At 56.8% G+C, this 14,717-nt stretch carries 9 protein-coding genes; 2 read left to right on the forward strand and 7 right to left on the reverse strand.

Annotation, left to right across the window (positions count from 1 at the left end; translation table 11 throughout):
• The first annotated feature begins 26 nt into the window (after window positions 1-26).
• Together ERD84_RS03450 and ERD84_RS03455 are read left to right on the forward strand one after the other, a co-directional pair.
• Window positions 27-2,093: an FAD-binding oxidoreductase gene (locus ERD84_RS03450; protein WP_130038216.1), complete on the forward strand. Its 2,067-nt coding sequence runs from the start codon at window positions 27-29 to the stop codon at window positions 2,091-2,093.
• 147 nt (window positions 2,094-2,240) lie between these two features.
• Window positions 2,241-3,131 (forward strand): LysR family transcriptional regulator, encoded by an 891-nt coding sequence (locus tag ERD84_RS03455; protein WP_130038217.1) that lies wholly within the window; start codon window positions 2,241-2,243, stop codon window positions 3,129-3,131.
• 103 nt (window positions 3,132-3,234) lie between these two features.
• Here ERD84_RS03455 and rpoC read toward each other — a convergent pair whose 3' ends face one another.
• The 7 genes from rpoC to nusG all read right to left on the reverse strand — a co-directional run bounded on the left by rpoC (window position 3,235) and on the right by nusG (window position 14,716).
• Complete coding sequence (gene rpoC / locus ERD84_RS03460; protein WP_130038218.1) at window positions 3,235-7,485, reverse strand: DNA-directed RNA polymerase subunit beta'; 4,251 nt, start codon at window positions 7,483-7,485, stop codon at window positions 3,235-3,237.
• Window positions 7,485-11,597, reverse strand: a complete 4,113-nt coding sequence (gene rpoB / locus ERD84_RS03465) for a DNA-directed RNA polymerase subunit beta (RefSeq protein ID WP_130038219.1) — start codon at window positions 11,595-11,597, stop codon at window positions 7,485-7,487. The genes rpoC and rpoB overlap by 1 nt, the downstream gene beginning before the upstream one ends.
• 161 nt (window positions 11,598-11,758) lie before the next feature.
• Entirely contained in the window at window positions 11,759-12,139 is a 381-nt protein-coding gene (gene rplL, locus ERD84_RS03470) for a 50S ribosomal protein L7/L12 (protein ID WP_013743974.1), read from the reverse strand.
• Between the two features lie 72 nt (window positions 12,140-12,211).
• Window positions 12,212-12,736 carry a 50S ribosomal protein L10 gene (gene rplJ / locus ERD84_RS03475; protein WP_130038220.1) on the reverse strand — a complete coding sequence of 175 codons (525 nt, stop codon included), beginning with the start codon at window positions 12,734-12,736 and terminating at the stop codon, window positions 12,212-12,214.
• Window positions 12,737-12,987: 251 nt separating this feature from the next.
• Window positions 12,988-13,683 (reverse strand): 50S ribosomal protein L1, encoded by a 696-nt coding sequence (gene rplA / locus ERD84_RS03480; protein WP_130038221.1) that lies wholly within the window; start codon window positions 13,681-13,683, stop codon window positions 12,988-12,990.
• A 2-nt stretch (window positions 13,684-13,685) separates the two neighbouring features.
• Window positions 13,686-14,117 carry a 50S ribosomal protein L11 gene (gene rplK / locus ERD84_RS03485; protein WP_013743977.1) on the reverse strand — a complete coding sequence of 144 codons (432 nt, stop codon included), beginning with the start codon at window positions 14,115-14,117 and terminating at the stop codon, window positions 13,686-13,688.
• 65 nt (window positions 14,118-14,182) lie between these two features.
• On the reverse strand, window positions 14,183-14,716 hold the full coding sequence (nusG, locus tag ERD84_RS03490) for a transcription termination/antitermination protein NusG (RefSeq protein ID WP_013743978.1): 534 nt from the start codon (window positions 14,714-14,716) through the stop codon (window positions 14,183-14,185).
• Window position 14,717: the final 1 nt, after the last annotated feature.

Raw genomic sequence — 14,717 nt, forward strand, 5'->3', positions numbered from 1 at the left:
GCGCTATTGACTCAGGAGAGACGGAAATGGCCGAGACATCGAATACCTTGTCAACTTGGCATGAAGGTGAGAAGTTCATCCAGGAGAAGCTCGGTGTGGCTGAACGCATGGAAGAAGTCGGTCGGCGCGTTGTGCGGAACTTTATGCCGGACCAGCACCGCGACTTCTACGCTCAACTGCCATTTATCGTGCTTGGCAGCGTGGATTCCGAAGAGGATGCCTGGGCCACTTTTCTGGAAGGGAACCCGGGCTTCATGTTTTCACCAACACGCACGACGCTCAACATCGCCGCCCGTCCAAACCCTGAGGATCCTGCGTGCCAGGGCATGAAGGAAGGCGACCCGGTCGGCCTCCTGGGCATCGAGATGCACACGCGCCGCCGCAACCGCATGAATGGTGTTCTCTCGAACACCAAGCAGGGATTCCGAGTCGACGTCGACCAGAGCTTCGGCAACTGTCCTCGCTATATACAACTGCGGAACTTCAGGTTCGACCGCGATCCGGGCGTGGGCGACACCGGACAGCTCGAAGCGCTCGCAGCAATTGACCCAGCGGCTCGCGCGCTCATTGAGCGTACCGACTCCTTTTTCGTCGCGTCCTACGCCGATCGCGAGGGCCATCGCCAGGTTGATGTCTCCCATCGCGGCGGCAAGGCCGGCTTTGTTCGCGTGGCCCATGACGGTATGCTCACCATTCCGGATTTCAACGGCAATCTGTTCTTCGCCACGCTCGGCAACATCCTGCTCAACGGCAAAGCCGGATTGCTCTTTGTCGATTTCGAGACCGGCGACATGCTGCATATGACCGGTGACGCTGAAGTGATTCTGGAGTCGCCCGACATCGCGGCATTTCGAGGTGCCGAACGGCTCTGGACCTTTCGGGCACGCAAGATTGTCCGCCGGCGTGGCGGCCTCGCACTACGCTGGGCGTTCCAGGATGGCGGCTGGTCTGACAGTTCGCTCATGACCGGCGACTGGCAACAGGCAGACGAACGCTTGCGTGCGGCTCAATATGCAGGCCGTTGGCGCACCCTGAAAATATCCCGGATCATCCAGGAAAGCGAGTCAATCCGATCATTTCATCTGAAACCGGACGATGGTGCAGGGCTGCTGCCGCATGTAGCCGGCCAACATTTGCCCATTCGCGTCTCCGTCACGGGTTCGGATAAGCCGGTCATCCGAAACTACACCCTGTCAGTAGCCCCCTCCGATGGCTACTACCGGATCAGCGTCAAGCGTGATGGCCTGGTCTCCCAATACCTCCATGATCAATTGCATGAAGGCGACACGATTGAGGCGCGTGCTCCGGCCGGTAATTTCACTGTCGATACTGAGACGACCCGCCCGCTAGTACTGATGGCCGGCGGTGTCGGCATAACGCCCATGCTTGCGATGCTGCGCCACATTGTCTACGAGGGTTTGCGCAAGCGGCGAATCCGGCCCACAACGCTCTTCTATGCCGCGCACTCCAGGCAAGAACGCGCCTTTGATCAGGAGCTTGCAGCGCTGATCAAAGGCGCGCAAGGAGCCGTCAGGCTTGTCCGGGTACTGAGCGACGCCGATGGCAGCCAGGAGGGTGTGGATTACGACGTGACTGGCCGTATCGATATGCCACTACTTGGCCGTTTTCTCGCCTTCGGCGACTACGAGTTTTATCTATGCGGCCCGCCGCCGTTTACACAGGCAATCTACGATGGACTGCGAGGCTACAACATCGCGGATGAAAGAATCCATGCCGAAGCGTTCGGGCCTGCATCGCTGAGGCGCACCAGCAACCGCCCTGCGGCTGCTCCCGTCCGATTGCCTGCATCGACAGCGCCTGTGCCCGTTGCGTTCATGAACTCACTTAAGGAGGCGCGCTGGACCCCGGCGTCCGGAACACTTCTGGAGCTTGCCGAAGCACGTGGCCTTCATCCTGAATTCAGTTGCCGCGAGGGCACTTGCGGGACCTGTCGCAGCAAGTTGATCAAGGGCACAGTGGCCTACCTTATTGAGCCAACCGCCAAGGTTGACGATGATGAAGTGCTTATTTGCTGCGCAGTACCAGCCCATCAGGAAAGCGATAGCGAGAACCGTGTTCAGCTGGCTCTCTGATGACCATGCTGGTCTTGGCGATTTCGGATTCTAAACACACCGCGTAAAGAAGCTGGGTATCATGACGGCAAGGTACTCCGGCAGCACACCAGTGTCGACCCGGAAACTCTTATGAACATCCCTTAATGCACAAGGAGGGACGAAGGAATGGACCGTTGGCAGGCGATGCGAATTTTTGTGAAAGTGGCGGAAACAGAAAGCTTCGCTAAGACCGCGCGCCAGATGTACATGAGTGCACCGGCGGTTACGCGGACGGTGGCGGCACTGGAAGAACTGATTGGAGCACGCCTCTTCGTGCGCACGACCCGGTCGGTGAAAACAACTGAGGCGGGAAGCCGCTATTTAGACGATTGCCGCCGAATCTTAAGCGACATCGCTGAAGCGGAGTCTGCTGCAGCCGGACACTACGCCGAGCCTTCCGGAACCTTGGCGATAACAGCCTCGGTGATGTTTGGCCATATGCACGTACTGCCTATCGTGACGGAATATCTTGATGTCCACCCAGGCATGCGCGCGCGAACTTTCTTTGTCGACCGCCCTGTCAACATCGTAGACGAAGGCATGGACGTTGCCATCCGGATCGGTCATCTGCCGGATTCGGGCTTTACCGCAATTCAAGTCGGCTCTGTGCGCCACGTCATCTGCGGTTCTCCTGAATACCTCGAAACCCACGGCACTCCCGCCACGCCCGCAGCGCTCAAAGACCACCGCATTGTTGCTTCCAACAGCGCCTGGGTGTCTCCGGAATGGCGATTTGCACGCGGCCAACGGATTGTCATTGATCCCGTTTTACAGTGCAATACCAACGAGGCAGCCATTTCAATTGCGAAAGCCGGCTGGGGCCTGACCCGAGTGCTTCTTTATCAAATCGGGCCCGCGCTACGTGACGGCACACTGAAAATTGTACTGAGCGACTTTGAGGATCCACCGCTACCCATACACGTGCTGTATCCGGAGGGGCGACAGGCCCCCGCAAAAGTCAGGACCTTCGTCGACCTGGTGCTTGCAAGGCTACGAGAGAATCCACTATTTAACTGACTCGGCTTTACAACGGGCGGCTGAATAGCCAACGTGCACTCAGGCGTCACCCACAAAAAAACGCCAGGCATTGAGCCTGGCGTTTTTGCTGAGCAGTGCCGGATTACTCTTCAGCGCTGCCGGTTGCTTCGTCGGCTTCTGGTGTGTCGTGAGCTTCCACGACCTCAGAAGAGGCTGGCGCATCTTCGAAAGGATTCGCCAGGGCGCGAGCGGCTTGACGCTCTGCGGCCTCGTGAGCCTCTTTGTCTTTGCGCGCCATGTGGTACGACATGCCGGTACCTGCGGGAATCAGGCGACCAACAATGACGTTTTCCTTCAAGCCACGCAAGTCGTCGCGCTTGCCCATGATGGCGGCCTCGGTCAGAACCCGGGTGGTTTCCTGGAAGGAAGCCGCCGAGATGAACGAGTCAGTCGACAGTGAAGCCTTGGTGATACCCAACAGCACGTTGTCGTACGTGGCGGGGATCTTGCCATCGGCGTCCATGCGATCATTTTCGTTGAGCAGTTCGGAACGTTCGACTTGCTCGCCGGTAATGAAGCTGGTATCGCCCGCATCGGTGATGTTTACGCGGCGCAACATCTGACGCACAATGACTTCAATGTGCTTGTCGTTGATCTTCACGCCTTGCAAACGATACACGTCCTGGACTTCGTTGACGACGTAGCTGGCCAGTCGCTCGATTCCCTGCAAACGCAAGATATCGTGCGGATCTGCCGGGCCATCGACAATCATTTCGCCCTTGTTCACCACCTGGCCGTCGTGCACCAGCACCTGTTTTTCCTTGGGAATCAGGAACTCGTGGCTGACACCTTCCAGGTCGGTAATGACCAGGCGCTGCTTGCCCTTGGTGTCCTTGCCAAAAGAAACCGTGCCCGTAACGTCGGCCAGCATGCCGGCGTCTTTGGGTGAGCGTGCTTCGAACAGTTCTGCAACACGTGGCAGACCACCGGTAATATCGCGAGTTTTCTGCGATTCCTGTGGAATACGCGCCAACACTTCACCAACGGTAACTTGCTGCCCATCACGAACGGTAATCAGCGCACCGACCGGGAAGGAGATGTTGACCGAGTGATCGGTACCGGCAATCTTGACGTCTTCACCCGCCTCGTTAACCAGCTTGATCTGCGGACGCATCATGGTCTTGCCGCCGCGAGTCTTGGGCGTGATGACCACTAGCGTAGACAGACCGGTGACTTCGTCGAGCTGCTTGGCAACGGTCACGCCCTCTTCGATGTTCTCGAAGCGGACTTGGCCAGCGTATTCAGAAACGATAGGACGAGTCAGAGGATCCCAGGTGGCCAGACGTTGACCAGCCTTGATGACGTCACCGTCACCGACGGCAATCGTGGCGCCATAAGGAATCTTGTGACGTTCGCGCTCGCGGCGTGCATCGTCAAAGATGACGATTTCGCCGGATCGGGAAATCGCTACGCGTTCGCCCTTGGCGTTGGTTACATAGCGCAGGCCGATGGCAAAGCCAACCGTACCGGCCGACTTGGTTTCCACCGAGCTGGCCATGGCGGCACGCGATGCGGCACCACCAATGTGGAAGGTACGCATGGTCAGCTGCGTGCCAGGTTCACCAATGGACTGGGCTGCGATTACGCCGATAGCCTCACCACGGTTGACCAGATAGCCACGACCCAGATCGCGGCCGTAGCAGTGCGCGCACAGGCCATGACGTGTCTCGCATGTCAGGGGAGTCCGTACCTTGACTTCGTCCACACCGATGCTGTCGATGTACTCGACAGTGTCTTCATCCAACAGCGTGCCGGCGGCTACAGCGGTTTCCTGAGTCTCGGGGTTGACGATATCAATTGCCGCAACACGGCCCAGAATACGGTCGCGCAAAGGTTCGATGACCTCGCCGCCCTCGAGCAGCGCTTTCATGGAATAACCACGCGTCGTGCCGCAATCGGATTCGGTAATCACCAGATCCTGCGTCACGTCGACCAGACGACGGGTCAGGTAACCCGAGTTCGCCGTCTTCAATGCCGTATCGGCCAAACCTTTACGTGCACCGTGCGTCGAGATGAAGTACTGAAGTACGTTCAGGCCTTCACGGAAGTTGGCGGTAATGGGCGTTTCGATAATCGAGCCGTCAGGCTTGGCCATCAGGCCTCGCATACCGGCCAACTGCCGAATCTGTGCCGCAGAACCCCGGGCGCCCGAGTCGGCCATCATGTAGATGGAGTTGAACGACTCCTGGCGGACTTCTTCGCCATGGCGGTTGGTGACGGGTTCGGTAGCCAGTTGTTCCATCATGGCCTTGCCGACCTTGTCGCCGGCCTTGCCCCAGATATCAACCACGTTGTTGTAACGCTCTTGCGACGTGACCAGACCCGACGAATATTGCTTGTCGATCTCTTTGACTTCGGCGCTGGCCTGGGCAAGGATATCTTCCTTGACCGAAGGAACCAGCATGTCGCTCATGGCAATCGAAATACCGCCACGCGTTGCCAGCTTGAAGCCGGACTGCATCAGTTTGTCGGCAAAGATCACCGTGGCGCGCAAGCCGCAGCGACGGAAAGACTGATTGATCAGGCGCGAAATTTCTTTCTTTTTCAGAGGGCGATTCAGTACCGAGAACGGCAGGCCCTTAGGCAGGATCTCGGACAGCAAGGCACGGCCTACTGTGGTCTCGAAACGCTTGAGGACCGGTTGCCATTGATCTTGCTCGTCTTTCTCGTACTCGTTCAGACGCACCGTGATGCGGCTTTGCAACTCGACTTCACGGTTGTCGTAGGCGCGCTGGACTTCGGCCAGGTCCATGAAGAACAGGCCTTCACCCTTGCCGTTGATGCGCTCACGAGTGGTGTAGTACAGACCCAGCACGATGTCTTGCGACGGCACGATGGACGGCTCGCCGTTGGCAGGGAACAATACGTTGTTGGAGGCCAGCATTAGGGTGCGGGCTTCTAGTTGCGCTTCGAGCGACAGCGGCACGTGCACGGCCATCTGGTCACCATCGAAGTCGGCGTTGAACGCAGCACAAACCAGCGGGTGCAGCTGAATGGCTTTACCTTCGATCAGCACTGGCTCAAAGGCCTGAATGCCCAGGCGGTGCAGCGTAGGCGCACGGTTGAGCATGACCGGGTGTTCGCGGATGACCTCTTCCAGAATATCCCAGACAACGGGTTCCTGGCTTTCCACCAGCTTCTTGGCTGCCTTGATGGTCGTAGCCAGACCCATCATTTCCAGTCGATTGAAAATGAAGGGCTTGAACAGCTCCAACGCCATCAGTTTGGGCAGACCGCACTGGTGCAGCTTGAGCTGCGGACCCACCACAATAACCGAACGGCCAGAGTAGTCGACGCGTTTACCCAGCAGGTTCTGACGGAAGCGACCGCTCTTACCCTTGATCATGTCGGCCAGCGACTTGAGCTGACGCTTGTTGGCGCCAGTCATGGCCTTGCCGCGACGTCCGTTATCGAGCAACGAGTCGACCGATTCCTGCAGCATGCGTTTTTCGTTGCGCAGGATGATGTCGGGCGCCTTCAGCTCCAGCAAACGCTTCAGACGATTGTTGCGGTTGATGACGCGACGGTACAGATCGTTCAGATCGGACGTGGCGAAACGGCCGCCATCAAGAGGAACCAGCGGACGCAGGTCGGGAGGCAGCACGGGCAGCACTTCCATGACCATCCAGTCGGGCTTGATGCCTGACTTCTGGAAGCCTTCAAGCACTTTCAGGCGCTTGGAGATCTTCTTGATCTTGGCGTCGGAGGCAGTAGCCTTAAGCTCAGCACGCAGGGTTTCTACATCACGATCGATATCGATGGTGCGCAGCAACTCGCGCACGGCTTCCGCACCCATCAGGGCATGGAAGTCGTCGCCGTACTCTTCTGTCTTGGCCAGGAAGTCGTCGTCGGACATGATCTGGCCGCGCTTGAGCGGTGTCATGCCGGGTTCGATGACGCACCATGCTTCGAAATACAGCACGCGTTCAATGTCGCGCAGTGTCATATCGAGCACCATGCCCAGGCGCGACGGCAGGCTCTTGAGGAACCAGATGTGCGCTACAGGGCTGGCCAGCTCAATGTGACCCATGCGTTCGCGACGAACCTTGCTTACCGTAACTTCGACACCGCATTTTTCGCAGATGACGCCACGATGCTTCAGGCGCTTGTACTTGCCGCAAAGGCATTCGTAGTCTTTGATCGGGCCAAAGATCTTGGCGCAGAACAGACCATCGCGCTCGGGCTTGAAGGTGCGGTAGTTGATGGTTTCAGGCTTGCGAACCTCGCCATATGACCACGACCGCACTTTTTCAGGCGATGCGATACCAATCTTGATGGCATCGAATTGCTCGTCTTGCGAGACTTGTTTGAATAGATCGAGTAGCGCTTTCATTATTTACGCTCCAAATCCATGTCCAGGGACAGGGATCTAATTTCTTTGACCAGAACGTTGAACGACTCAGGCATGCCGGCATCGATGACGTGGTCGCCCTTGACGATGTTCTCGTATACCTTGGTACGGCCCGAGATATCGTCGGACTTGACCGTCAACATCTCTTGCAGCGTATACGAAGCACCGTAGGCTTCCAGCGCCCAGACTTCCATCTCACCGAAACGCTGACCACCGAATTGGGCTTTACCACCCAGCGGCTGCTGTGTAACCAGTGAGTATGGGCCTGTTGAGCGGGCGTGCATTTTGTCGTCAACCAGGTGATGCAGCTTCAGGTAATGCATATAACCGATAGTGACCGGACGCTCAAACTGCTCGCCGGTACGGCCGTCGATCAGCCATGCCTGTGCCCGTGTGGAGGTCAGATTCAGCTTCTTGGCGATATCGTCCGGATAGGCCAATTCAAGCATCTTGCCGATCTCTTCCTCGGTTGCACCATCGAATACCGGCGTTGCCAACGGCACACCATTCTTCAGGTTGCGAGCCATCTCGATGACTTCGTCGTCGGTCAACTGGTCGATATGCGCACTGGCGCCCGCACTGTTATAGACCTTCTCGAGGTAGGCACGAACGTTCTTGACCTGAACATTCTTTTCGTCCTCGAGCATGTCGGCAATGCGGTAACCAACGCCTTTCGCCGCCCAGCCCAAGTGCACTTCAAGCACCTGTCCGACGTTCATCCGGGATGGAACGCCCAGCGGGTTCAACACGATGTCGGCAGGCGTACCATCGGCCATGTGCGGCATGTCTTCGACCGGAGTAATGCGCGAAACCACACCCTTGTTACCGTGACGGCCGGCCATTTTGTCGCCAGGCTGCAGACGGCGCTTAACGGCCAGGTATACCTTGATCATCTTGAGCACACCCGGGGGCAGCTCATCGCCTTGCGTCAGTTTCTTGCGCTTTTCTTCGAAAGCGAGGTCGAACTGATGGCGCTTCTGTTCAAGCGATTCCTTGGCCTGCTCCAGCACTACAGCGTGCTCTTCATCCGACAGGCGGATGTCAAACCACTGCCAGCGATCCAGATCAGTCAGGTAGGCCTGGTCGAGCGCAGTACCCTTGGCCAGCTTGCGCGGACCACCGTTGACAGTTTTGCCAACCAGGAACTTGCCGATACGATCAAAGGTATCGTCTTCAACAATACGCAGCTGATCGTTCAGGTCTTGGCGATAACGACGCAGCTCGTCGTCGATGATGGATTGGGCGCGCTTGTCACGCTCAATACCTTCACGCGTGAAGACCTGCACATCGATCACAGTACCGACCATGCCCGAAGGCACGCGCAGCGACGTGTCTTTGACGTCAGAGGCCTTTTCACCAAAGATGGCGCGCAGCAGTTTTTCTTCTGGAGTCAGCTGGGTTTCGCCCTTGGGCGTTACCTTACCAACCAGCACGTCATCGGCGCGTACTTCGGCACCAATGTAGACAATACCGGAGTCGTCCAGACGGTTAAGCTGGGTTTCAGCCAGGTTGCTGATGTCGCGAGTGATCTCTTCGGCGCCCAACTTGGTATCACGGGCGACGACGGTGAGCTCTTCGATGTGAATCGACGTATAGCGGTCGTCGGCCACAATCTTCTCGGAAATCAGAATCGAATCCTCGAAGTTATAACCATTCCAGGGCATGAACGCGATCAGCATATTCTGCCCCAGCGCCAGTTCGCCCAAGTCGGTCGATGCGCCGTCAGCCAGAACGTCACCACGCGCAACGTGATCACCACGCTTGACGATAGGACGCTGGTTGATATTGGTGTTCTGGTTCGAACGTGTGTACTTGGTCAGGTTGTAGATGTCTACACCGACTTCGCCGGCGACGTTTTCTTCGTCGTTCACACGGATAACCACGCGCTCGGCATCGACATGGTCGACGATACCGCCACGAATGGCCTGAACGGTCGTACCCGAGTCAACGGCCACGGTGCGCTCAATGCCCGTACCAACCAATGGTTTTTCGGGGCGCAGGCAAGGTACAGCCTGACGTTGCATGTTGGCGCCCATCAGTGCCCGGTTGGCGTCATCGTGCTCAAGGAAAGGAATGAGCGAAGCCGCTACCGACACGATCTGCGAAGGCGCAACGTCCATGTAGTGCACGTTCGAAGGCGCCGTCAACATGGTTTCACCGGCCTGACGGCAGGCGACCAGGTCATCAACGAATGTGCCAACTTCGTCCAGCTCGGCGTTAGCCTGGGCAATGACGTAGTTGCTTTCCTCGATGGCCGACAGGTAATCGATTTGTTCGCTGACCTTGCCGTCGATAATCTTGCGATAAGGCGTTTCCAGAAAGCCGTACTCGTTCAGGCGTGCATACAACGCCATCGAGTTGATCAGACCGATGTTCGGACCTTCAGGCGTTTCAATGGGGCAAACCCGGCCGTAGTGAGTCGGGTGCACGTCGCGCACCTCGAAACCAGCGCGTTCGCGCGTCAGACCGCCTGGGCCCAATGCCGATACACGACGCTTGTGCGTGATCTCGGACAGCGGGTTGGTTTGGTCCATGAACTGCGACAACTGGCTGGAGCCAAAGAATTCTTTGATTGCCGCAGAGATCGGCTTGGAATTGATCAGGTCGTGCGGCATGAGGTTTTCGGTCTCTGCCTGACCCAGACGTTCCTTGACGGCACGTTCGACGCGTACCAGACCGGCACGGAACTGGTTTTCGGCCAGCTCGCCCACACAACGAACGCGACGATTGCCCAAGTGGTCGATATCGTCGATCTGACCGCGACCGTTACGCAGCTCGACCAGCACCTTGATGGTTTCAAGAATGTCGTCGTCGGTCAGCGTCATGGGACCGGTGATATCGTCGCCACGGCCCAGACGGCTGTTGACCTTCATGCGGCCCACGCGTGACAAATCGTAGGCGTCTTCGCTGTAGAACAGACGTTGGAACAAGGCCTCGACGGCATCCTCGGTGGGAGGCTCGCCAGGACGCATCATGCGGTAGATCGCTACACGCGCGGCCATCTGGTCGGCGGTTTCGTCGGTGCGCAGTGTTTGCGAGATATAGCCGCCACGATCCAGATCGTTGATATACAGCGTCTGAATTTCACGGATATTGGCGGCACGGATGTCGGCCAATATGGTTTCGGTGATTTCGTCGTTGGCATTGGCAATGACTTCGCCGGTTTCCGGGTTGACCAGGCCTTTGGCCAGGATACGACCCAGAATGAAGTCTTCAGGCACCGAAATGCGCTCAACCTTGGCATTGGCCAGGTCGCGCAAGTGCTTGGCGTTGATGCGCTTGTCTTTCTCGACAATCACCTCGCCGGAGCGACCGGCAATGTCGAAATGAGCCATCTCGCCCTTCCAGCGCTCGGGCACGAACTCGAGCATGCCGCCTTCATTGAGAATTTCGAAATTGTCGAAATCAGAGAAGTAGGCCAGGATGGCTTCCGGCATCATGCCTATGGCTTTGAGCAGGATGGACACAGGCATCTTGCGACGACGGTCGACACGGAAGAACAGAATATCTTTCGGATCGAACTCGAAGTCCAGCCATGAGCCACGGTAAGGAATCACGCGAGCCGAGAACAGCAGTTTGCCCGAGCTGTGTGTTTTGCCACGATCGTGCTCGAAGAACACGCCAGGCGAACGGTGCAGCTGAGACACGATGACGCGCTCGGTGCCGTTGATGACGAAAGAACCGTTGTTGGTCATGAGCGGAATTTCGCCCATGTACACTTCTTGTTCTTTGACTTCCTTGACCGTCGGCTTGCTGACTTCGCGGTCCATCAGCACCAGACGCACCTTGGCGCGCAGCGGTGAAGCATAGGTCAAACCGCGCAGCTGGCACTCTTTGACGTCGAAAACCGGCTCACCGAGAACGTAGCTAACGAACTCCAGGCGAGCCATCTGATTATGACTGACTATGGGGAAAATTGATGTGAAAGCTGCTTGCAGGCCTTCATCTTTACGTTTGGAAGGTGTAGTATCCGCCTGCAGAAACGTTTTAAATGATTGCAGTTGAGTCGCCAAAAGGTAAGGGACGTCCTGGACGTCTTCACGCTTGGCGAAGCTCTTGCGTATGCGCTTTTTTTCGGTATACGAATAAGGCATGAGCACTCCGACTCGAGGGTTACATGGGCCGTCAACCACGGCCCTGGTTTACGACTCCAGAAAGCCCGACTCGTTAATAAAACCTGGTCCGAATCATGGGTTTTCTGGAAACGCAAAAGCCCGGGAGGGCAAAACGCCTTCCCGGGCAGATAAGAAAAGTCTTATTTGAGTTCGACTTTTGCGCCAGCTTCTTCAAGCTTCTTCTGTGCAGCTTCGGCGTCAGCTTTAGCCAGGCCTTCCTTGACGGGCTTGGGAGCGCCGTCAACCAGGTCTTTAGCTTCTTTCAAGCCCAGACCAGTGATTTCACGCACGGCCTTGATGACGCTGACCTTGTTTGCGCCGACTTCAGCCAGCACAACGGTGAACTCGGTTTGCTCTTCAGCAGCGGCGGCAGCGCCACCGGCAGCGGGAGCAGCCACAGCCACAGCGGCGGCAGCAGCCGACACGCCAAATTTTTCTTCCATTTCCTTGATCAGCTCGGACAATTCGAGCACGGTCATGCTAGCGATAGCGTCAAGGATTTCTGCTTTGCTTAATGCCATTTTAAGAACTCCAAATATTGATAATAGCCAGGGTTGGGTGTCGCTCGGTTCGACGAAATTCCTGGAGGCGGCTTACGCTGCCTCTTTTTGATCGCGCACAGCCGCGAGGCCGCGTACGAACTTGGTTGGAACTTCGTTGAGCGTACGCACAAATTGCGTGACAGGGGCCTGCATCGTACCCATAAGTTTCGAAAGCAACTCTTCGCGGGAAGGCATAGTGGCCAAGGCCTTAACGCCATCCTGGCTCAACAGGCTGTTGGGCAATGCCCCGCCTTTGATAACCAGCTTATCGTTGGTCTTTGCGAAACCGGCAAGTACTTTTGCCGCCGCAACCGGATCAGTACTGATGGCATACATCAGCGGACCGGTCAGTTGTGCTGTGAGTTCCTCGTAGGGAGTTCCAGCAACAGCGCGACGGACTAGCGTATTCTTCAGAACACGCAGATACACACCCGACTCACGCGCAGTCTTGCGCAATACGGTAACAGAGGCGACGTCCAGACCACGGTACTCAGCGATAATGATCGATTGCGCCTTTGCAACTTCTGCAGAGACTTCTTCGATTACTACCGCTTTCTCTTGACGATTGAGACTCACGGTTTGAACACTCCATCAAATGACGCATGGGAGGGTCCCTTGCGTCTACCGAATGCGGCGCACCTGGTCGAGTTCTTCATACAACAAGAATTCTTCCATGGGACGCCGTCTGCGCTGGAATCAAACTGAAAACAGTCTGAAATTAAGCCTGGCCTTGGCGTACGAATACGTTGACGGTTCGGCTCCAGCGGTCTTTGACAGCAATGCCTGGGTATTCCAGGCACAGCCCAAAGTTCTATTTCCAGCAGCGTTTAGGCTGCCAGAGAAGCTACTTCTACGCGCGCACCGCCGCCCATCGTGGACGAAACGGCAATCTTGCGCAGATACACACCCTTGGCGGCAGCGGGACGAGCCTTGTTCAAGGCATCAACCAGCGCGGCAAGGTTGGTTTGCAACTGTTCGACACCAAAAGAGGCGCGACCGATGGTGGCGTGAATAATGCCAGCCTTGTCGGTACGATACTGAACCTGACCAGCCTTGGCATTCTTGACTGCCGTGGCGACATCAGGCGTAACCGTGCCAACCTTGGGGTTAGGCATCAGACCGCGAGGGCCGAGCACTTGGCCCAGGGCACCAACGATACGCATGGTATCGGGCGATGCGATCAGGATGTCAAAGTCGATTTGACCGCCCTTGATGGTTTCGGCCAGGTCTTCCATGCCAACGATGTCAGCACCGGCAGCTTTGGCAGCCTCGGCCTTTTCGCCTTGAGCGAACACGGCAACACGGACCGACTTGCCCGTGCCGGCTGGCAACACGACCGAGCCACGAACCAGCTGATCGGATTTCTTGGGATCGATGCCTAGTTGCACGGCGATGTCGATGGATTCATCGAACTTGGCAGTGGCGGTTTCCTTGACCAGGGCCAGAGCCTCGGCAACAGGGTAAAACTTGTTGCGGTCGATCTTGGCGGCGATAGCGGCCGCGCGCTTATTCAACTTGGCCATGCTTATACCCCTTCAACCGTAATGCCCATGCTGCGGGCGCTACCAGCAATCGTACGAACAGCGGCGTCAAGGTCGGCAGCGGTAAGATCGGGCGTTTTGGTCTTGGCAATTTCTTCAGCCTGAGCACGCGTCAACACGCCGACTTTGTCGAGGTTGGGACGAGCCGAGCCTTTTTGCACACCACTGGCCTTTTTGATCAGGATGGTGGCAGGCGGCGTCTTCATGATGAAGGTGAAGCTCTTGTCTGCGTAGGCGGTAATGACCACAGGAATTGGCAAACCCGGCTCGACGCCTTGGGTTTTGGCGTTAAACGCCTTGCAGAATTCCATGATGTTCAGACCGCGCTGACCCAGCGCCGGACCGATAGGGGGTGAGGGATTAGCCTTACCAGCTGGGACTTGCAGCTTGATAAAGCCGACGATTTTCTTCGCCATGCTTAGCTCCTTGCGGGTTCTAACGCCAGCACGCCATGGGCGCCTGGCTCCCCGGGGTTAAAAACTCAGGTCTTTTCGACCTGACCAAAATCGAGTTCGACAGGTGTGGCACGGCCAAAAATGGTAACCGACACACGCACCTTGCTTTTTTCGTAGTTGACTTCTTCGACGTTGCCGTTGAAGTCTGCAAACGGACCTTCTTTGACGCGGACCATCTCGCCCACCTCGAAAAGAACTTTGGGTTTCGGTTTCTCGACACCCTCTTCCATTTGCGAAAGAATCTTTTCAACTTCACGTTCCGAGATGGGAGCGGGACGATTGCCCGAACCACCCAGGAAACCGGTCACCCGGTTTGTATTCTTGACCAAGTGCCAGGTTTCGTCGGTGAGATCCATTTCGACCAACACGTAACCTGGAAAGATACGCCGTTCAGTAATGGATTTCTTGCCGCCTTTGACTTCGACCACTTCTTCCGAAGGAACCAGAATCTGGCCGAAGGAGGTTTCCAGCCCGGCGCGCTCTATGCGCTCGACTAGTGCCTTGTGCACGCTTTTTTCCATACCGGAATAAACGTGGACGACATACCAACGCTTGCTCATG

Origin of the sequence: Pollutimonas harenae, assembly GCF_004153685.1 — a bacterium.
In the GTDB taxonomy this organism is placed as follows: domain Bacteria; phylum Pseudomonadota; class Gammaproteobacteria; order Burkholderiales; family Burkholderiaceae_B; genus Pusillimonas_C; species Pusillimonas_C harenae.